13 protein-coding genes are annotated in these 19,754 nt (G+C 74.0%); 1 reads left to right on the top strand and 12 read right to left on the bottom strand.

The genetic code is table 11. The features are described 5' to 3' along the window. Nucleotides 1-87: 87 nt before the first annotated feature. The 3 genes from ligD to DBP14_RS04375 are packed head-to-tail and all read right to left on the bottom strand — an operon-like array spanning nucleotide 88 to nucleotide 4,504. Nucleotides 88-1,080 carry a non-homologous end-joining DNA ligase gene (gene ligD, locus DBP14_RS04365; protein ID WP_129305727.1) on the bottom strand — a complete coding sequence of 331 codons (993 nt, stop codon included), beginning with the start codon at nucleotides 1,078-1,080 and terminating at the stop codon, nucleotides 88-90. Further along, nucleotides 1,077-2,924 (bottom strand): transketolase, encoded by a 1,848-nt coding sequence (locus tag DBP14_RS04370; protein ID WP_129305728.1) that lies wholly within the window; start codon nucleotides 2,922-2,924, stop codon nucleotides 1,077-1,079. Before DBP14_RS04370 ends, ligD begins: the two co-directional genes overlap by 4 nt. Beyond that, complete coding sequence (locus DBP14_RS04375; RefSeq protein ID WP_129305729.1) at nucleotides 2,921-4,504, bottom strand: FAD-dependent oxidoreductase; 1,584 nt, start codon at nucleotides 4,502-4,504, stop codon at nucleotides 2,921-2,923. The genes DBP14_RS04370 and DBP14_RS04375 overlap by 4 nt, the downstream gene beginning before the upstream one ends. Before the next feature lie 198 nt (nucleotides 4,505-4,702). Between DBP14_RS04375 and DBP14_RS04380 the strand changes: the two genes are divergently transcribed. Beyond that, nucleotides 4,703-5,659 carry an LLM class F420-dependent oxidoreductase gene (locus tag DBP14_RS04380; RefSeq protein WP_129305730.1) on the top strand — a complete coding sequence of 319 codons (957 nt, stop codon included), beginning with the start codon at nucleotides 4,703-4,705 and terminating at the stop codon, nucleotides 5,657-5,659. Between the two features lie 167 nt (nucleotides 5,660-5,826). Here the strand turns inward: DBP14_RS04380 and DBP14_RS04385 are convergent, their stop codons facing one another. From DBP14_RS04385 to DBP14_RS04425, 9 genes are all read right to left on the bottom strand, one after another. Continuing rightward, nucleotides 5,827-7,788 (bottom strand): DUF5107 domain-containing protein, encoded by a 1,962-nt coding sequence (locus DBP14_RS04385; RefSeq protein ID WP_129311668.1) that lies wholly within the window; start codon nucleotides 7,786-7,788, stop codon nucleotides 5,827-5,829. A gap of 76 nt (nucleotides 7,789-7,864) precedes the next feature. After that, nucleotides 7,865-8,416, bottom strand: a complete 552-nt coding sequence (locus DBP14_RS04390; protein WP_129305731.1) for a GNAT family N-acetyltransferase — start codon at nucleotides 8,414-8,416, stop codon at nucleotides 7,865-7,867. Between the two features lie 229 nt (nucleotides 8,417-8,645). After that, complete coding sequence (locus DBP14_RS04395; RefSeq protein ID WP_129305732.1) at nucleotides 8,646-9,575, bottom strand: LD-carboxypeptidase; 930 nt, start codon at nucleotides 9,573-9,575, stop codon at nucleotides 8,646-8,648. Continuing rightward, a complete protein-coding gene (locus tag DBP14_RS04400; protein ID WP_129305733.1) occupies nucleotides 9,572-11,524 on the bottom strand; it encodes an LpqB family beta-propeller domain-containing protein in 1,953 nt (650 codons plus the stop codon). Before DBP14_RS04400 ends, DBP14_RS04395 begins: the two co-directional genes overlap by 4 nt. A 15-nt stretch (nucleotides 11,525-11,539) precedes the next feature. Then, complete coding sequence (locus DBP14_RS04405) at nucleotides 11,540-12,844, bottom strand: M20/M25/M40 family metallo-hydrolase (RefSeq protein ID WP_129305734.1); 1,305 nt, start codon at nucleotides 12,842-12,844, stop codon at nucleotides 11,540-11,542. Then, the gene (locus tag DBP14_RS04410; RefSeq protein ID WP_129305735.1) at nucleotides 12,837-13,670 is read right to left on the bottom strand and encodes a M55 family metallopeptidase; all 834 of its coding nucleotides are present in this window, start codon (nucleotides 13,668-13,670) and stop codon (nucleotides 12,837-12,839) included. Before DBP14_RS04410 ends, DBP14_RS04405 begins: the two co-directional genes overlap by 8 nt. A gap of 86 nt (nucleotides 13,671-13,756) precedes the next feature. Next, nucleotides 13,757-14,476, bottom strand: a complete 720-nt coding sequence (locus DBP14_RS04415) for a class I SAM-dependent methyltransferase (RefSeq protein WP_129305736.1) — start codon at nucleotides 14,474-14,476, stop codon at nucleotides 13,757-13,759. A 148-nt stretch (nucleotides 14,477-14,624) separates the two neighbouring features. Then, entirely contained in the window at nucleotides 14,625-17,111 is a 2,487-nt protein-coding gene (locus DBP14_RS04420; protein WP_129305737.1) for a SpoIIE family protein phosphatase, read from the bottom strand. Between the two features lie 144 nt (nucleotides 17,112-17,255). Then, nucleotides 17,256-19,685 carry an MFS transporter gene (locus DBP14_RS04425; RefSeq protein WP_129305738.1) on the bottom strand — a complete coding sequence of 810 codons (2,430 nt, stop codon included), beginning with the start codon at nucleotides 19,683-19,685 and terminating at the stop codon, nucleotides 17,256-17,258. Between the last annotated feature and the right edge of the window lie 69 nt (nucleotides 19,686-19,754).

Genomic DNA, 19,754 nt, shown 5'->3' on the forward strand with positions numbered 1-19,754 from the left:
GCCGCTCCTCCGTTGGCCAAACCTTCGCGAGCACGTGACTGCCCGATCCCGCCCGGCGAACGGCCCGGGCGGGACGGAAACGGCAGGTCAGCCACGCAGTCCGGCGAGCCGGCGCCGGGCGGGTCCGAGGGCGCGGCCCCGGCCGGGCAGCACGGCCCACGGCTCGGTTCGGGCCTGGTCGAGGGCGTCCGCGATGGTCCAGCGGCGGGCGTCGAGGCCGGGCGCGTCGAGCTGGTCCCAGGCCAGCGGGACGGCGACGGGGGCGCCGGGGCGGGCCCGGACGGAGTAGGGGGCGACGGCGGTCTGCGCGTAGGCGTTGCGCTGCACGTCGAGGTAGAGCCGGCCGCCGCGCGCGTCCTTGCGGGCGGCGGTGGTGAGTTCCCCGGGGTGCCGTTCGGCCGCCAGCTCGGCGGTCTCGCGGGCGAACCGCCGTACCTCGTCGAAGTCCGCGCGGCCGTCGAGGGGCACCACGAGGTGGAGTCCGCGCGAGCCGGTGGTCATGGGCGCGCAGGGCAGGCCGAGGTCGTCGAGCAGTTCGCGCATCCGGGCGGCGGCCGACCGGACGGCGGCGAAGTCGTCGCCTTCCGGATCGAGGTCGAAGACCAGCCGGTCGGGGTGGCCGGGGCCGGCGGCCCGGTCGGTGCGCGAGAGCCAGCGGTGCAGCGTGACGCAGGCCTGGTCGGCGAGGTACACCAGGGTCGCGGTGTCGTCGCAGACGAGGTGCGTGACCGTGCCGCCCTCCTTGGCGACCTCGGCCCGGGTGATCCAGTCGGGATAGTGCTCGGGCGTGTTCTTCTGCATGAAGCGGGGCCCGCCGACGCCGTCCGGGCAGCGCTCCAGCATCAGCGGGCGGCCCCGTACGTGGGGCAGCAGGTAGGGGGCGATGCTCCGGTAGTAGGCGGCGAGGTCGCCCTTGGTGTACTCCTTCGCGTCGCCGTCGCTCGCGCCGCCGCGGTCGCCGTCACCCTCGCCGGCGCCCGCGCCCGCTCCCGGGAAGAGCACCTTGCCGGGCCGCCGCACAGTGACCGTGCGGCGGCCCGCCCGTATCGTCCGCGCCTCGTCTTCCGGGCCCGCGCTCACCGCACGACCGCCTCCTCCACCAGCAGCCGGGCCGCCGCCGCGACGGCGATGGAGTCGATGCCGGCCGCGTGCAGCTGCTCGTCGGGCGCGGCCGAGCCCGGCATGGTCCGTACGGCGAGCCGCACCAGACGGGGCACGGGCCGTCCGTCGGTGAACGCCTCCAGTACGGCGTCGCCCAGGCCGCCCTCCTCGTGGTGGTCCTCGACGGTCAGCAGGCAGCCGGTCTCCTCGGCGGCCCGGCGCAGCGTGTCGACGTCGACGGGCTTGACCGAGTACAGGTCGACGACCCTGACCTGGATGCCCTCCTCGGCGAGCCGGTCGGCGGCGGCCAGCGCCTCGGGCACGGTGACCCCGGCCGCGACGACCGTCAGCCGGTCCTGCTCGCCGGAGCGGAGCACCTTGCTGCCGCCGATCTCGAACCCCTCGTCCGGGCCGTAGATCACCGGGGTCTTGCCGCGCGAGGTGCGCAGGTAGCGGACGCCCTCCAGCCCGGCCATCGCCGCGACCAGGCGGGCGGTCTGGTTGGCGTCGCACGGGTAGAGCACCGTCGAGCCGTACACGGACCGGAACATCGCCAGGTCCTCCAGTCCCATCTGCGAGGGCCCGTCCTGGCCGATGGCGCAGCCCGCGTGCGAGCCGACCAGATTGATCCCGGAACCGCTGACGGAGGCCATCCGCACGAAGTCGTGGGCGCGGGTGAGGAAGGCGGCGAACGTGGAGGCGTACGGCACCCAGCCGCGGGCCGCCATGCCGACGGCCGCCGCGACGAGCTGCTGTTCGGCGATGTAGCACTCGAAGAACCGGTCGGGGTGCGCCTTGCCGAACTCCTCGGTGCGGGTGGAGTCGCCGACCTCGCCGTCCAGGGCGACGACGTCGCCGCGGGCGCTGCCGAGTGCGGCGAGGGCCGCGCCGAAGGCGTCCCGGGTGGCGACCTCGTCGCCGGTGTCGTAGCCGGGCAGCCGCAGCGGCTCGGTGGTGACCGAGCGGACCGCGGCGGCGGCCTGCGGCTCGCCCACGCGGACGTGCAGGTCGCGCTGCCCGCCCAGCTCGGCGATCGCCTCGTCGGCCTCGGGCAGCGGCTTGCCGTGCAGACCCTCGCGGTCCTCCACGGCGGCGACGCCCTTGCCCTTGAGGGTGCGGGCCAGGATCACGGTGGGCTGCCCGGTGGTCGACAGGGCCTCGCCGTAGGCGCGGTCGACGGCGTCCACGTCGTGGCCGTCGATCTCGATCGTGTGCCAGCCGAACGCCTGGAAGCGGCGGGCGTAGGCGTCCAGGTCGTGTCCGTGCCGGGTGGGGCCGCGCTGGCCGAGCCGGTTGACGTCCACGATCGCGGTGAGGTTGTCGAGATGCTCGTACGACGCGTGCTCGGCGGCCTCCCAGATCGAGCCCTCGGCCAGCTCGCTGTCGCCGCACAGCACCCAGACGCGGTAGCCGGTGCGCTCCAGCCGCTTGCCGGACAGGGCGATGCCGACGCCGACGGGCAGGCCCTGGCCGAGGGAGCCGGTGGCCGTCTCCACCCAGGGCAGCCGGCGGGGCGTGGGGTGCCCTTCGAGACGGCTGCCCAGTTTGCGGAAGGTGACCAGCTCGCCGTCCTCGATGGCGCCGGCCGCCTTGTAGAGGGCGTAGAGCAGGGGTGAGGCATGGCCCTTGGAGAGGACGAAGCGGTCGTTGGCGGGGTGTTCGGGGCGCTCGAAGTCGTAGCGCACGTGGTGGGCGAAGAGGACCGCCACCAGGTCGGCGGCGGACATCGAGGACGTCGGGTGCCCGGACCCCGCCGCGGCGGCGGCCCGCACGCTGTCCACGCGCAACTGCTGCCCGAGTTCGGCGAGTTCGGCAGTGTTCATGAGTCTCCTTCGGCGGCCCGCCCCGGCAGGTCGTCACGCTTGACGGGCCCGGGAGCGGGATGGTCGGGGGCGGGGTGATCGGATTCGGCGTGATCGGCGGGCTGGTTCTTCGCGGGTTCGCCGCCGGGCCGCTTCTTCGCGGGCTCGGCGCCGGGCTGGTTCCTGGCGGGCTCACCGCCCGGCTGGTTCTTCGCGGGTTCGCCGCCCGGCTGGTTCTTCGCGGGCTCCCCGCCCGGCTCGTTCTTCGCGGGCTCGTCACCCGGTCCGCCCGTCGTCGCGCCGGAGGGGACCCGGGGCAGTTCCGGGGAGGCGGTGTCCAGGGGGACGGCCCAGGACCGTACGAGGCCCAGTTGGACGCCCTGGCGCGGGAGTACGGCGTCCAGCAGCCAGTCGGCCGCGACGCGTACGCGGTTGCCGGGCATGGCTGCCAGGTGGTAGCCGCGGGTGACCGCCCCGGCCGGTGGCCCGGCGAGGTGGATGCCGAGCGGGTTGGCGGCGGCCCGGACCCCGCCGAGGTCGACGACGAACCCCAGGTCGCGGTGGCGGTAGGGGCGGCGGCGCCGGCCGAGTCCGAGCGAGGCGGCCACGTTCTCGCCGGCCACCCGGCCCTGCCGCCAGGCGTGCTGGGCGGTCATCGGCGTGAACCCGCCGGGACGCTCCAGGTCGGGCACGGCGGCCGCGTCCCCGCAGGCGAACACCTCGGTCCGGCCCGGCACCTGCAGATGCGGGTCGACGATCAGCCGGCCCCGCTCCAGCGGCTGCCCGACGGCCTCCACCAGCGGATCCGGCCGCACGCCCACGCACCACACCAGGGTCCGGGACTCGACGAACTCACCGTCCGTGAGCAGCACCCCGTCGTGGGTGGCCTCCTTCACGGAGGTCTCCATGCGCACGTCGACTCCCCGCGTGCGCAGCACCCGGTCGGCCGTGCGGGACAGCCGCTCGTCCAGCTCCGGCAGCACCCGTCGCGCCACGTCCAGCAGGATCCAGCGCGGCCGGACGCGCAGCCCGTGCCGGCGCGCGAGGCGGTCGGTGAGCATCTGCATGTGCGCGGCCACCTCGGTGCCCGTGTAGCCGGCGCCGACCACGACGAAGGTGCAGCGGGCGGCGCGGGTTTCCGGATCGTCGGCCGTGGCGGCCAGCTCCACCTGCCGGGTCACGTGGTCGCGCAGGTACAGCGCCTCGGGCAGCCCGCGGAAGCCGTGCGCGTGCTCGGCCACGCCCGGGATCGGCAACAGCTTGTTGACGCTGCCCACGGCCAGCACGAGCCGGTCGTAGGACAGCGTGCGCACACCGCCCTCGGGGTCCGCGTAGTGGACGGTGCGCTCGTCGAGGTCGACGTGGTCCGCCTCGCCGAGCGCGAGCCGCACCCCGCGCAGGGTGCCGGGCAGCGAGACGGTGACCCGGCGGGCGTCCAGGATCCCGGCGGACACCTGCGGCAGCAGGGGCAGGTACAGGAAGTAGTCGGTCGGGTTGAGCAGGGTGATGTCGGCCCGGTTCCGGGTCAGGCGGGCCAGGGTACGGGCCGCCCGGTACCCGGCGAACCCGGCGCCGACGATCACGATGCTGGGTCGGCTCACGGTGCGCCTCCGGCGGTGTGGCTGGTCCGAGGCCTTCCGCGTAACCGAGGCCGGGACACCCAAACGCCGGGGCCGGCCACCCGAACGCCGCCCCGCTCACCCGGACGCCCGCCGCCCCGGCGTTTCACCCGATCGGACCGGGGTTACCCGGCCCGGGTCCGGCACCACTCCAGCTTCGCCGCCGCGGAGGTTTCCCCCATGCCCGAGTACGGCTACTTCCTGTCGTGCGAGCAATTCGGCCCCGCCGAACTCGTCGAGCAGGCCCGCATGGCCGAACAGGCCGGCTTCCAGGCGCTGTGGATCTCCGACCACTACCACCCGTGGAACGACGCGCAGGGGGAGAGCGCGTTCGTGTGGTCGGTGATCGGCGCGCTGTCGGAGGCGGTGTCGCTGCCCGTCGAGACGGCGGTGACCTGCCCGACCGTGCGCATGCATCCGGCGATGGTGGCGCAGGCGGCGGCGACCAGCGCGGTGATGACCGAGGGCCGCTTCCGGCTGGGCGTCGGCACCGGCGAGGCGCTGAACGAGCACATCCTCGGCGACCGGTGGCCGCCGCTCAACGTCCGCCTGGAGATGCTGGAGGAGTCCATCCAGGTGATGCGCCGGCTGTTCACCGGCGAGGAGGTCACCCACCACGGCACGCACTACACGGTGGAGAACGCCCGCCTCTACACGGTGCCGGACGAACCCGTGCCGATCGACATCTCCGGCTTCGGCCCGAAGGCGACGTCGCTGGCCGCGCGTGTGGGCGACGGCTACATCACGATGATGCCCGACGAGGACATGGTGACCCAGTACCGCAAGGGCGGCGGCGGCTCGAAGCTGGTCAGCGGCGGCACGAAGGTCTGCTACGGCCACGACCGCGAGGCGTGCGTCCGAAAGGTGCACCGGCTCTGGTACAACGAGCTGCTGCCCGGCGAGATGGGGCAGGTGCTGCCGACCCCGAGCCACTTCGAGCAACTGTCCGAGCTGGTGACCGAGGAGATGGTGCGGGAGAACTCGGTGTGCGGGGACGACGTCGACGAGCATGTGGCCGCGCTGAAGGAGTTCGCCGATGCCGGGTTCGACCGGGTGTACGTGAACCAGATCGGTGAGGATCAGCGGGGGTTCTTCGACTTCTACCGCACGAAGGTGCTGCCGCAGCTGGGCGGGTGAGGCCGGGGTGGGTACGGTGCGTTGTCGGGTGCGGGTGAGTCGTGGTCGCTCGCGCAGTTCCCCGCGCGCCCCTTGGAAGTTGGCGGCACCCCGACCTGCCCGGGGGCGCGGGGAACTGCGCGACAAGCCACAGCGCACCCGCGCCCGACGACGCGCCCGCACCCCCCTCACGGCAGGTCGGGTCGCATGCGGAAGTCGTAGGAGGCGGGTAGCCGCTCCTCCGTGAGGCGGTTCCAGAGGCGGCCGATCGTGTCCTCACCCTCGCGGAGGTCCGCGACCTCGAAGCCCTCGGCGAAGACGGCGCGGGCCTCCGCGGCCCGCCCCTCCGCGAGCAGCAGCTCCGCCTGGAGGAGCCGGAACCGGCCGCGCCGGCGGACCGCGGGCCCGAGCCGTTCCCACGCGGCCCGCGCCTCCGCCGCACGGCGGACCCGCAGCAACGCCTCGACGGCCTCGCGGCCGAGCGCCGCCCGCGCCGCCGTCCAGGTCTCGCCGTCGTCGCGGCACTCCCGGCACAGATCGTCGAAGGCGTCGGCGTACCGGTCGGCGGCCCGCTCGTGGTGCCCGGACTCCTGGTCGGCGACGGCGAGGCAGCGCAGCAGGGGCCACAGGGAGGGGGCGAGCGGGAGGGCGCGCTCCCAGCTGCGGACGGCCTGGGCGCGGTCGCCGGCGTGCCACTGGGCGACCCCGAGGTGGTATTCGGTGTGCGGGCCGGCGGGCGCGGTCTCCAGCATGTCCCGCCAGTGCGGGGCGACGAGGGTCTCGCCGGGCGGCCGTACCCGGCGGGGTTCCGGGAGCGAGCCGGTGCGCAGCAGTTCCCGCCAGGGTTCCTGGGCCGGGCCGAGGGTGGACTCGGGGAACGGGGTGCCGGGCAGTTTCCAGTCGGCGCGCAGCACTTCCAGGGCGCCCCAGCCGGAGCCGGGGCTGAGGATCTCGCCGGGTTCGGTGTCGGCGTGCGGCCGCCAGGTCTCGTACGCCTCCTCGACGCGGGCGGGTGGCAGGACGGCCGCGAGCCGCCGTTCCGCCTGCTGGACGGCGGTCGTCCACTCCCCGTCGGCGGGTGTGTCGAGCGGGCCGTACGCCTCCAGCCAGGACACCTCGCTCTCGGGTTCCAGGCGGACGTGTTCGAGCTGGGTGCGGGCGAGTCCGGCCTGGATCTCGCAGTAGCCGGGGGTGCCGGGCTCGGTGAGCCATTCCTGCCAGCGCCGGCCGCCGGGGCCGCTGCCCCAGACGAACAGCTTGCGGCCGCGCAGCGCGTCCGTGGAGGTCTGGACGAGTCCGTGCCCGTCGCTGTCGAGGGCGGCGATCCAGCGGCGCCGGCCGTCGGGGACCTCGTAGAAGTAGTCGGCGGCGTAGGGGCTGTTGAAGGGGTAGGTGCGGTCGATCCCGTCGTACGACGGGACGGGGACCCGGCGGAGCCTGCGTTCGTAGCCGAAGTGCCACGCCTCCTGGGCGGGGGCGAGGACGCGGCGGTCCTCGGGGACGGCGATGTTGGACCACCAGTACGTGGGTACGGGCCGCTCGTGCGGGTTGCGGACGCGGACGCCGACGTAGAGGAAGTCGGAGCCGTCGGGCAGCCACAGGTCGACCTGGAAGGGCAGGTCGCGCAGGCGTTCCCACTCCCACAGGCGCAGCATCGGCCCGCCGTCGGGGGCGGGGACGCGGGCGGCGTGCAGGGGGGCGCAGGAGAGGGTGGTGTGGCCGGTGGCGCCGATGTTCCATTCGATGCCACCGGAGTACCAGGCGCCGTTGAGGGCGAAGTTGGCGGGCTGCAGGACGGGGTTGCGGTACAGGAGTTCGCGGCCGGTGGGCAGGTGGAGCAGGGAGGCGACGCGGCCGCCGAGTCCGGGCAGGACGGTGGCGCGCAGCCGGTCGTTCTCGATCACCAGGGCGTCGACGGGACGGGGTGCGCGGCCGCGGCCGTAGCCGTCCCGCACGCGCGCCGGGAGCAGGCTGCGCAGTGGTTCGTAGCCGAGCTGGCGGGCCATGTCGCGGGGCATCTCGTCGCGTTCGCGGTCGTCGATGCGGTGGACCTCGTCCAGGGGGCGCAGCGGGGGCAGGGGGTTGTCCGGCCCCAGCGGCGCGGCGGGCAGCGTCAGTACCTCACGTCGGATCTGCGTCACGATGACCATGGAACCCGGCGTGCGGCCGGTCGGCCAGGGGACGTACCGGTCAGGATTGCGCAAAGGCCGGGCTCCCGGCGGGGGTTCAGGGCAGGTCGCGCATCTCGGTGGTGAGGGCCCAGCGTTCGTGGTCCCGCCAGCCGCCGTCGACGTAGAGCATGGCCGGGGAGAAGCCCTCGCGGCGGAAGCCGGCGCCGCGGGCCAGCGCGAGGGAGGCGGTGTTGCCGGGCTGTGCGTTGATCTCCAGGCGGTGCAGGCGCATCGGGCCGAACGCGTAGCCGATGACGAGTTCCAGTCCTTCGCGCATCAGTCCGCGGCCGGCCGCGTGGGCGAAGGCGCCGTAGCCGAGGGCACCGGACCGGAAGCCGCCCCGGACGATGTTGTTGATGTTGATGAAGCCGGCGACGGCCCCGTCGGCCTTCTCGCAGACGAGGAAGCCGGCCTTGGCCGGGTCGTCGATGAGCGGTCCGGCGTAGGCGGCGTACGCCTCGTCGGTGTCGGGCGGGAACAGCCAGGGGCTGTGCAGGTCCTTGCTCTGTCTGACCCGGGCGGTGAACTCGGGCCCGTCGTCGAGTGTGAAGTGCCGGATGCCCACACGGGGGCCTTCGGCCAGGTAGCGGGGTGCGGTGTGCGGCATCGGGCCAGCGTACGACGTTCTGGCGGCCGGGTCGGGCGGTGAGCGCCGCAGGGCGGGCGGTTTGGTGCCGGGTGCGGGTGCGTTGTGGCCGATCACGCAGTTCCCCGCGCCCCTGGGGGTGGCACTGCCGCCGGCTTTCCAGGGCGCGGCAGCCGCGACTCCCCAAGGGGCGCGGGGAACTGCGCGACAAGCCGCAACGCACCCGCACCCGACGACGCGCCCGCCCCGCTCAGCGCAGCGCCGTCTCGTCCAGGGTCAACGTGCCCGCCTCGGCGTCGAGTTCGGCGGCGGCGCCGAAGGGGATCGTCAGCGCCCCGTCGCAGTGGCCGAATCCGACGTTCTCGGCGACGGGCACGCCGAGGGTGCCGAGGCGGTCGGCGAGCAGGGGGCGGATCTCCTCGGCGTAGCCGGCGCAGTCCTGCCAGGAGCCGAGCAGCACGCCGCGCACGCCGTCGAGCCAGCCGGAGCGCAGGAGTTGGGTGAGGCAGCGGTCCAGGTGGTGCGTCTCCTGTCCGACGTCCTCCAGGCAGAGCAGTCCGCCGCGTGCGGAGCGGCGGGCGTGCGGGAGGCCGAGTTCGGAGGCGAGCAGGGTCAGCCAGCCGCCGAGGGTGACGCCCCGGGCGCGGCCGGGGACGAGGGCGCCGCCGCCGGTGGCGGTGATGGTGCGGACCGTCTCGGGGGCGAACAGGGTGGCCCGCAGGTGTTCCTGGGCCCGCTCGTTCTTGATGAGGTCGAGGCCGGCGGCCATCGGGCCGTGCAGGGTGGCCAGGCCCAGGCGGGTGGCGAAGGCCTCGTGCAGGACGGTGAGGTCGCTGAACCCGACGAACACCTTCGGCCCGGCGGCCCGCATCGCCTCCCAGTCGAGCAGGTCGGCCAGGCGCTGTGCGCCGTATCCGCCGCGCGCGCAGAGGACGGCGTCCACGGCCGGGTCGCACCAGGCGTTCTGCAGGTCGGCCGCCCGGCCGGCGTCGGTGCCGGCGAGGTAGCCGAACTCTGGGTGCCGGTCCAGGGCGTGGGGGGCGGCCACCGGGTCGAGGTCCCAGCCGCGCAACACGTCGAGGCCGGCCTGGAGCCGTTCCTCGGGCACCGGCCCGCTGGTGGCGACGACGGCCACGCGTGCGCCGGGGGCCAGCCGGGCGGGCCGTACCAGTTGCCTCACGTCAGCAGCTCCAGTTCGGGAACGCCGGGCATGTCCAGCTCGAACACCTGAGCGTACAGGGACAGTTCGGCCTGAAGGGCGGTCACCATGGTGCCGGCGCGCCGGAAGCCGTGGCCCTCCCCCTCGAAGGTGCGGTAGGCGTGGGGCACGCCCCGGCCCTGGACGCGGGCCAGGAAGCCCTCGCACTGGGCGGGCGGGCAGATCACGTCGTCCAGGCCCTGGAGCAGCAGGAACGGCACGGTCAGCCGGTCGGCGTGGGTGAGGGGCGAGCGTTCGGTGTAGCGGGCGGGCACCTCGCCCGCCGGGCCGATCAGCGACTCCAGGTAGCGGGACTCGAAGTCGTGGGTGTCACCCGGGCCCCAGGTGGTGAGGTCGAGGATGGGGTAGCTGATGGTGCCGCAGGCGTAGACGTCGGTGGTGGTCAGGGAGGCCGCGGTGGTCCAGCCGCCCGCGCTGCCGCCGCGGATAGCGAGCCGGGCGCGGTCGGCGGTGCCCTCCTCGGCGAGGGCCAGCGCGACGGCGGCGCAGTCCTCGACGTCGACGACGCCCCACTGTTCGCGCAGCCGCTCCCGGTAGGCGCGGCCGTATCCGGTGGACCCGCCGTAGTCGACCTCGGCGACGCCGATGCCGCGGGAGGTGAAGCAGGCGATGGCGAGGTCCAGCACGAGGGGTGCGCGGCTGGTGGGCCCTCCGTGGGCCCAGATGACGTAGGGGGGCAGTTCGCCGTCGGGGGCGGTGCGGGCGGGGTGGTGCGGCGGGTAGACGCGGGCGTGCACCTCGCGGCCGTCGGGGCCGGTGAAGGCGCGGATCTGCGGCTCGGGGTAGTAGGCGGGGTCGACGGGGTCCCGGTGGCGGGCTCCGGTGACCCGGGTGTGTCCGCCGCGGGCGTCGAGTTCGACGACCTCGTAGGCGGTGCGCGGGCTGGCGCCGACGGCGAGGACGCGGTCGCCGGAGGCGGCGAGCGTGGGGGCGAACTCGGTCCACGGTCCGGCGACGTCGACGAGCTCACCGGATTCTGTGTCCAGTACGCCGAGGACGGTCGACCCTCGGCCGTGGATGACCGCGATGCGCCCGTCGTCCAGCGGCGCGAACCAGCGGAGACCCAGTTTCCAGAGCGGCCCGCCGAACTCCTCCTCGCGCGGGCACAGGGGGACGCCGTCCCGGTAGAGGTTCCACCAGCCGCTGCGGTCGCTCGTATACAGAAGACGGCCGTCCGTCGACCACTCGACCTGGGCGATGGCCTCGTCCGGTCCACCGGCGACGGTCTGCACGTCCCGCAGCGTGCCGTCGGCACCGACCTCCCCGACGAGCAGCTCCGTGCCGTCCCAGGGCATCCGCGGGTGGTCCCAGGCCAGCCAGGCGGCCCGGCGGCCGTCGGGCGAGAGCCGGACGCCGGTGACGAACCGGTGCCGGTCGTCGCCGAGTTCGCGGACGGCGCTCCGGTCGGCGGCGGCCGAGCCGTCCAGCGGTACGGCGGCGGGTACGCGCCGCACGTCGTCGGGCCCGTCGCCGGTGTACTCCTCCAGCACGCACCAGACCTCACCCCGGCCGAGGTCCACGCGCGGCTCCGCCCAGCGCAGCTCCCGGCCGGGCGTCGGCGCCGGGGTCAGCGGGCGGGGCTCGCCGCCGGGCTCGTACCGGTAGAGGCGCTGATCGGCGAAGTGCGTGAAGACGACGAGAGGTTGGCCGTCGTCGAGGACACCGTCCCAGGGCCGGCCGCCGTACTCGATGACCCTGCTGCGCACGTTCCACGGCGGGGGCAGCACGGACTCCTCGCGGCCGTCGGCCGTGCGCCGCACGAGGGCGCGGCGGCCGCCCTCAGTGGGCCGGGGCTCGGTCCACCAGGCCTCGTCGCCGACGAAGCCCACCCATTCGGGCTGTCCGTCGTGCGCGGCGGCCAGGGCCGCGTCGACCGGTGAGGGCCAGGAACCGTAGGCCGATGTCAGCACCTCGTCCCCCGTCCCCTAGGCCGTCCGCAGGAAGCGGTCGAGGACACGGACGCCGAAGTGCAGGGCGTCGACGGGGACACGCTCGTCGACACCGTGGAACAGCGCCTGATAGTCGTAGCCCTCGGGGAGCTTCAGCGGGGTGAAACCGTAGCCGGTGATGCCGAGCCGGGAGAACTGCTTGGCGTCGGTGCCACCGGACATGCAGTACGGCACGACGTGTCCCTCGGGCGCGAACTCCTCGACGGCGGCCCGCATCCGGGCGAAGGTCGGCGAGTCCACGGGGGCCTGGAGGGCGACCTCGCGGTGGTGGTACTCCCAGTCCACGTCCGGTCCGGTGAGCCGGTCCAGGGTGGCGCGGAACTCCTCCTCGTCGCCCGCCAGATAGCGTCCGTCGACGTGGGCGACAGCCTCGCCGGGAATGACGTTCACCTTGTAACCGGCGTCCAGCATGGTCGGGTTGGCGCTGTTGCGGACGGTCGACTCGACGAGTTTCGCGGCGGGGCCCAGCTTCTCCAGCAGCCGGTCGACGTCGCGGAAGTCGGCGTCGACGCCGTACAGGGCGGCCAGTTCGGCGAGGGCGGCCCGCACGGTGGGGGTGAGCCGGAGCGGCCACTCGTGCTCGCCGATGCGGGTGACGGCGGCCGCGAGGCGGGTCACCGCGTTGTCGCGGTTGACCTTGGAGCCGTGTCCGGCCCGGCCGCGCGCGGTGAGCTTCAGCCAGCCGGTGCCGCGCTCCCCCGCCGCGATGGGGTAGAGCTGCCGGCCGGAGCCGTCGTGGAAGGTGAACGCGCCGGACTCGCTGACGCCCTCGGTGCAGCCCTCGAACAGTTCGGGGTGCTCGTCGGCGAGGAAGCCGGAGCCGTCCTCGGCGCTGGCCTCCTCGTCGGCGGTGAACGCGATGACGAGGTCACGGCGGGGCCGTACGCCTTGCCGGGCCCAGGACCGGACGACGGCGAGGATCATCGCGTCCATGTTCTTCATGTCGACGGCGCCCCTCCCCCACACGACACCGTCGCGGACCTCCCCGGAGAACGGGTCGACGCTCCAGTCGGCGGCCTCGGCGGGCACCACGTCGAGGTGGCCGTGGACGAGCAGCGCGGGGGCGGCCGGGTCGGAGCCGGGGATCCGGGCGACGACGTTGGTGCGGCCCGGGGTGCGTTCCAGCAGCACCGGTTCGAGGCCCGCGCCGGCCAGCCGCTCGGCCGCGTACTCGGCGGCGGGCCGCTCCCGGCAGTCGCCGCCGCCGCGGTTGGTGGTGTCGATCCGGATCAGGCCGGAGGTGAACTCGACGACCTCGTCCAGTGCCTGCCCGTCAGCCATACTGCTCCTCCACGGCGGCGGAGGCGATCGTCGTGACCGCCTTGAAGGTCCGGATGCCCTCGTACATGGTGCCGCTGGTGTAGGCGACCTTCCGTTCCCCGGTCCGGGCGACGCCGGGCACGACGGTGGCGGCCATCGCCAGGTGCTCGGCGTCGAACTCCACCGCCACCGTGAACGGCCCCGCCTTGACGGGCGCCTGACGGACCGCCAGGTGAGTGGCCTCCTTGGCGGCGGCGCGGATGTCGGCGGCGGTGCGGGCCGGTGTCCGGCACACCGCCGCGTACCGCGACACATGGTCCTTGACGGCGACCTTCAGCGCCTCGGGGGCGTATCCGAGGGCGTCCTCGCAGGCCACGTCGTCGCCGGTGACGAGGACGACGGGGACGCCGTACTCGGCGACCACGTGCGCGTTCAGCAGGCCCTCGCTGGCGCGGACGTCGTTGATCCACACGCCGGTGATCTGGTTGGCCAGATAGGTGTGGGCGAGGACGCCCTCCATGCCGGCGCCCGCGTGGTAGCCGACGAAGGCGATGCCGTCCACGTCACCGTGCTGGACGCCCTCCACCATGGACAGGGACTTGTGCCGACCGGTGAGCATCTCGACCCGCTCGTCGAGCCGCTCCAGCAGCAGGTTGCGCATCGACCAGTGGGCCTCGTTGACGAGCACCTGGTCGGCTCCCCCGTCGTAGAAGCCCTGGACGGCGGCGTCGACGTCCGAGGTGAACATGGACCGGCACCGCTCCCACTGCGGCGTCCCCGGCAGCACGTCGGACGGCCAGGTGACGCCGGTGGCCCCCTCCATGTCCGCACTGATGAGGATCTTCATGCCGTGTCACGTTACGCGCTGCCGGGGTCGGCGGCTACGACCCCGGCGGCGCGGAAACGCTCAGCGGCACGGAGCCACCCGTTCCCTCACTTTCCGGCCAGCACGAACCAGCGCGCGGGCAGGTCGATGCGGGTGCCGTCCGCCAGGTTCTCGGTCTGCGCGAGGGCCGTGTCGCCGCTGGCGAGGACCGTGAGGCCGGCCTCGCCCAGCAGGGCGGGGATCTCGTCGTCGGAGGCGTCGGCGGGCTTCAGTCCGTGGTGGAAGACCCGGCGCAGCTTGGGTCCGGGACCGCCGGGGTCGGCCGCGGCCCGCTGCAGCACCTCCCGGGAGCCCGAGGTCAGCTCGACGACGAAGGCCCGGCCCTCGGCGCCGATGATCTCGGCGACGGCGGCGGCGACCCGGGAGCGGGCTGCGGGTTCGCTCTGGTGGATGACGGCCCGCATGTAGACGTGGCTGTCGCCGAGCCGGGTGTGCAGGGCCCGGACGGCGTCGATGTCGGTGAGGTCCAGTTGCTGGAACTCCACGCCGGTGCCGTTCGCGGCGCGGCGGGCGTGCTCGACGGCGGCGTGGGTGAGGTCCACGCCGACGGCCTTGGCGAACCGGGTCGCGAGGTAGCGGGTCTGGGTGCCGTTGCCGCAGCCGAGGTCGACGATGGTGCGGCTGGTGTCGGCGTACGGCAGGAACAGTTCGCTGTGCGGCTGGGAGGTGAGGGAGGGATCGGCGTCCCAGATCGCCTCACCGGGCGCGTCGGAGGTCTCGCTCCAGTAACTCTCCCACGCGTTGCGGTAGTTCTCCGAGACGTTCATTCGATCTCCCCACGGGTCGGTTCCGTGATCGGGATATCGCGACGGGTGTGTTTTCGGCAAGGGGTGGGGGCCCACCTTCACCGGATGTGCTGGCTCCGGACACCTGCCGGGGGGCGCGCGATGCGGGTGCGCCCCCTGATCAGGTGTCCTACGACGTCCGGTTGACGGCCTGTTCGAACCAGACGGTCTTGCGGTGTCCGGTGGCGCTGGCGCCCCATTCGCGGGCCAGCCGGCTGACCACGCGCAGGCCGCGGCCGAACTCGTCGTAGGGGCGGGCGTTGAGCATGGCGGGCAGGGCCGGCTCGTCGTCCGTGACCTCGAACAGCAGGGCGTCGGTGCGGACCAGCCGCAGCCCGATCCGGCCGCTCCCACCGTGCCGTACGGCGTTGGTGACGACCTCGCTGACCAGGAGTTCCGCCGTGTCCACGGGCTGCGGCAGCGCCCACCGCAGCAGCCGCTCGCGGACCACGCGGCGGGCGCGGGCGACCTCGCGCGGGTCGGCGTCGAACTGCCACTCGGCGACGTGGTCGTCGGGGATGCCGTTGAGCCGGGCCATCAGCAGGGCGACGTCGTCCTTGCGGCCGCCGCGGGTGTTGAGGGCGCGGATGATGGTGTCGCAGGCGTCGTCCATGGAGGCGGCGGGGTGCGCGGCGGACTCGCAGAGCGCGGCGAGGCCCTCGCCGATGTCGGAGCCGCGCACCTCCACCAGGCCGTCGGTGCACAGCACGAGCCGGTCGCCGGGCGCGACCCGGACCACCTTGGCCTCGAAGGGGACGCCGCCGACTCCTATGGGGGCGCCGGTGGGCAGGTCGAGGAGTTCGCTGCGTCCGTCCGCGGCCCGCACCAGGACGGGCGGGATGTGTCCGGCGTTGGCCATGTGCAGTTCGCCGCGGATGGGGTCGTAGACCGCGTAGAGGCAGGTGGCGAGGTAGTTCTCGCCGAGGCGGCGGGCCAGGTCGTCGAGGTTGCGCAGCAGTTGGGCGGGCGGGGTGCCCATGGCGGCCATCGTCTGCACGGCCGTGCGCAACTGGCCCATCATCGCGGCCGAGTTGAGACCGTGGCCCATGACGTCGCCGACGACGAGGGCGGTGCGGGAGCCGCCGAGCTTGATGGTGTCGAACCAGTCGCCGCCGATCCGGCCGAGCCGGGTGCCGGGCAGGTAGCGGGTCGCCACGTCGCAGCCGGCCATGCGCGGCGCGACCTGCGGCAGCATGCTGTCCTGGAGGGTGTCGGCGACGTTCTCCTGGTAGGTGTACATGCGCGCGTTGTCGAGCACGAGGCCCGCGCGGGCGGCGAGTTCGGCGCCGGTGGTGTGGTCCATGTCGTCGAACTGGGCGCGGCCGGGCCGCCGCATCAGCACCATGAAGCCGAGGACGACGTTGCGGGCCTTGAGCGGCACGATCAGCAGGGAGCGGCCGGTGATGAGGGGCCGCAGGTCGCGCTTCTCGAACTCGCCCGCGATGCGGTTGCCCATCTCCTCGCTGATCTGCGGGATGACGACGGGTTCACCGGTGACCATGCACTGGAAGAACGGGGTGTGCTCGGGGAAGGCGAAGGCCTCGCCGACGGGCACGGTGTCGTCCCAGCGGCCGGGTTCGTCGTTGTGCTCGACCCAGACGCGGTGCATCACGGTGCTGGCGTCCGGCGGGCCGTCCGGGAAGCCCTCGCCGGCCAGGACGGCGGCGCGCAGATGGGTGCCGGCGAAGTCGGCGAAGCGAGGGACGGCGGCGCTGGTGACCTCGCGGATGGTCTCGCCGAGGTCGAGGGAGGTGCCGATGGCGGAGCTGACCTCGTTGAGGAACTCCAGCCGCTCGCGCACCGCGAGGTACTCCAGGTCGCGTTCGGCGCCGGCCGGGATCACGGGTGCGGTGCGCTGCTGCGGCAGGACGGGTTCGGGGCGGAGGTGTCCGGCGCGCCGGGGCACGCCCCAGTACGGCGTGACGGGCACCCGCTCGAACTGGCTGAACTCCAGGACGGGGTAGCCGAGTTCGAGGACCTGGGAGACGATGCGGCTGCTGAGTCCGGGGCCCATGTTGGGCAGGATCTCGGGCAGGCGCCGCTCCAGGTCCTCGGGGGCGGGCAGTTCGGTGTGGCGGGCGAAGCCGGGCGAGATGCGTTCGGCGCTCTCGTCGTCGAAGCCGCGTTCCTGCTGGAGGCGGGTGGCGTCGGCGGCGAGGACCAGCAGCCGAGCCGGTCCGGGGCCGACCAGGGGGTAGGCCCACCAGAGCACGTCGAGGCGGGCCTCGCCGGTGGAGCCGGTGCCGGACCGCTCGTCCTTGGGTGCGGCGACCCGTGCCCGGCCGGCCGTGGGGTAGTCGGTGCGTCCGCCGAGGGACGCCTCCAGGTCGGGGCCGAGGCCGTCGTACCCCTCGAAGCAGTCGTCGGGCATGGGGTCGCCGCGCTGGTCGTCGGCGAACGCGCCGGAGACCGGCAGCAGGTCGACGGCGGGCCGGCCCACGGTCTCGTCCCTGCTCATGCCGAACAGGCGTCGTGCTCCGGTGCTCCAGTGGGACACCAGGCCGTCGCGGTCGACGACCACCACGGCCAGCGGAATCCGGCCGGCCGCCGCCGGGTCCGGCGCGCCGTCCCCAGCACCGCGGCTGGGGGGTGCGTCCCGCTCGCTGCCACGGTCCATGGCCCAGGCCCTCTCTCCCCACGGCTGTTCAGTAAACGATCTGTGCCGCCCGCCCCTACGGTACGGCGAGCGCCGCTCGCCATGTGCGGCAATCCGGGAATTGGCACCCCGGAATCACTCGGGCGTGTCCGTTCCGCTTGCGGTCTAGTCCTCGTGCCCGAGCAGCAGGTCCCGTTCGGTGCGGCCGCCGCCGGCGACCTGCAGGACCGTGGCGACCGGCGGGTAACCTGCGGCGATGACGGTGTACTCGCCGGAGGAGAGGTCGACGAACCGGAACGTTCCGTCGGCGGACGTGGTGAGGGTGTCGACGACGTTCCCGGCGGCGTCGAGGAGGGTCACGCGCGCGTCCTCGACGGGTCGCCCGCCGCCGGCCCGGACGGTGCCCTTCAGCACGGCGCCGCCCGCGAGTTCGACGTCCTGGCGGGTCTCCCGGGAGGCCTGGACGCTGACGGGGAGGGCGGCGGGCCGGTAGGCGGGCGCGCTGGCGGCCAGGGTGTACTCGCCGGCGACCAGTTCGGTGATGAGGTAGCCGCCCTCGCGGCCGCTGCGGGTACTGGCGACGACCTCGCCGTGCACGTTGGTGAGGGTGACGGTGGCGTCGCGGACGGGGGTGCCGTCGGCGGTGAGCACGCTGCCGGCGAGGCGTCCGGCGCCGCCGAGGACCACGTCGAGTTCCACGGGCCGCTCGCCGACGGTCACGGAGACGGCCTGCGGCTGGTGGCCGCCGGCGGCGGCGATGAGGACGTACGACCCGGAGCCGGGGGTGGCGAGCGCGTAGCGCCCGTCGTCGCCGCTGGCGCCCCGGCCGATCTGCGCTCCGGCGACGTCGATGAGGGTGAGGGCGGCGCGGGGCACGACGGTGCCGTCGGCGTGCCGCACGGCGCCGCAGACGGGGACTCCGGCGGGGTGGGGCGGACGGGGCGCGGCGGTTCCCTCGGCGGTGGGCCGGGGCCGGGCCTGCGGGACGGCCGCCTTGGCCCGGCCGGTCTCCGGATCGGTGGCGGGGGCGTTGTGGGACACCAGCGGTTTCTCCTTGAGGAAGAAGGCGATGAGCAGGCCGAGCACGAGCACCGGGACGAGGTAGAGGAAGATCCGGGGCATCGCGTCGGCGTAGGCGCGGATGTAGGCGTCGCGCAGCGCCGGCGGCAGCGTGTGGACGAGCTGCGGGGTGAGGGACTCGGCGTCGGGCAGCCGGGCGCCCGCGTGGGCGGGCAGCTCCCGGTGCAGGGCGTCGGTGAGCCGGCCCGCGAAGAGGGTGCCGAAGACGGCGGCGCCGACGCTGCCGCCGATCTGCCGGAAGTAGTTGTTGGCGCTGGTGGCGGTGCCGAGGTCGGCGGGGCGGACGGAGTTCTGCACGGCGAGGACGAGGACGGGCATGACCAGGCCGATGCCGGCGCCGAGGACGGCCATCCAGACGCTGTAGTGCAGGCGCGGGGTGTCGGTGTCCAGGCGGGACAGCAGCCACATGCCGACGGCGGACAGGGCGCCGCCGGTCAGGGGAAAGATCTTGTAGCGGCCGGTGTGGCTGATGAGCTGCCCGGAGACGATCGAGGCGCCGACGATCCCGGCCATCATGGGCAGCATCAGCAGCCCGGACTCGGTGGCGCTGGCGCCGTCGACCATCTGCAGGAAGGTCGGCAGATAGCTGGCCGCGCCGAACAGGGCGACGCCGATGACGAGGCCGACCAGTCCGGTGACGGTGAACACGGAGTCGCGGAACAGCCTGAGCGGGATGAGGGGTTCGGCGGCGCGGGCCTCGGCGAGGACGAAGAGGAGGACGGCCGCGAGGGCGCCCGCGCCGAGGCCGAGGATGGTCCGGGAGCCCCACGCGTACCCGGTGCCGCCCCAGCTGGTGAGCAGCACCAGGCAGGTGGAGGCGGCGGCCAGCAGCAGCGCGCCGGGCACGTCGAGGCGGCCCCGCGCGGCGGGTTTGGGCAGTTTCAGTACGACGGTGACGACGGCCAGGGTGATCAGGCCGAAGGGCACGTTGACGTAGAAGCACCAGCGCCAGGAGAGGTGGTCGGTGAAGTAGCCGCCGAGCAGGGGGCCGGCGACGGAGGCGAGTCCGAAGGCGGCGCCGATCAGGCCCATGTAGCGCCCGCGCTGCCGGGGCGGCACGATGTCGGCGATGATCGCCTGCACGCCGATCATGAGGCCGCCCGCGCCGACGCCCTGGACCGCGCGGAAGGCGATGAGCTGGTCCATGGTCTGAGCGCGTCCGGCGAGCGCGGAGCCGACGACGAAGGCCAGGATCGCGAACTGGAAGACGCCCTTGCGGCCGAAGAGGTCGCCGAGCTTGCCGTACAGGGGGAGGCCGACGGTGGCGGTGAGCAGGTAGGCGGTGATCGCCCAGGACATCTTGTCCAGGCCGTGCAGCTCGCCGACGATCTTCGGCAGCGCGGTGGCGACGATCATCTGGTCGAGCGCGGCGAGGAGCAGGGCCAGCATCAGTCCGGTGAACACCAGCCGGATCCGGCGCGGGCCGAGTCCGGCGGTCCCGGCCGGCCCGGGGGCCTCGGGTTCGCCGTGGGGTGCGGTGGCGGGTTCGTCCCGCACCAGAGTCGTCCCGCCCACGTCCCGCTCCCCTCGTCGCACCTGACTCACCTGCCCCGCGCAAGGCGGCAACTGCGGGCAAGTACGGCT

It is taken from the genome of Streptomyces sp. L2, from assembly GCF_004124325.1.
Classification (GTDB): Bacteria; Actinomycetota; Actinomycetes; order Streptomycetales; family Streptomycetaceae; genus Streptomyces.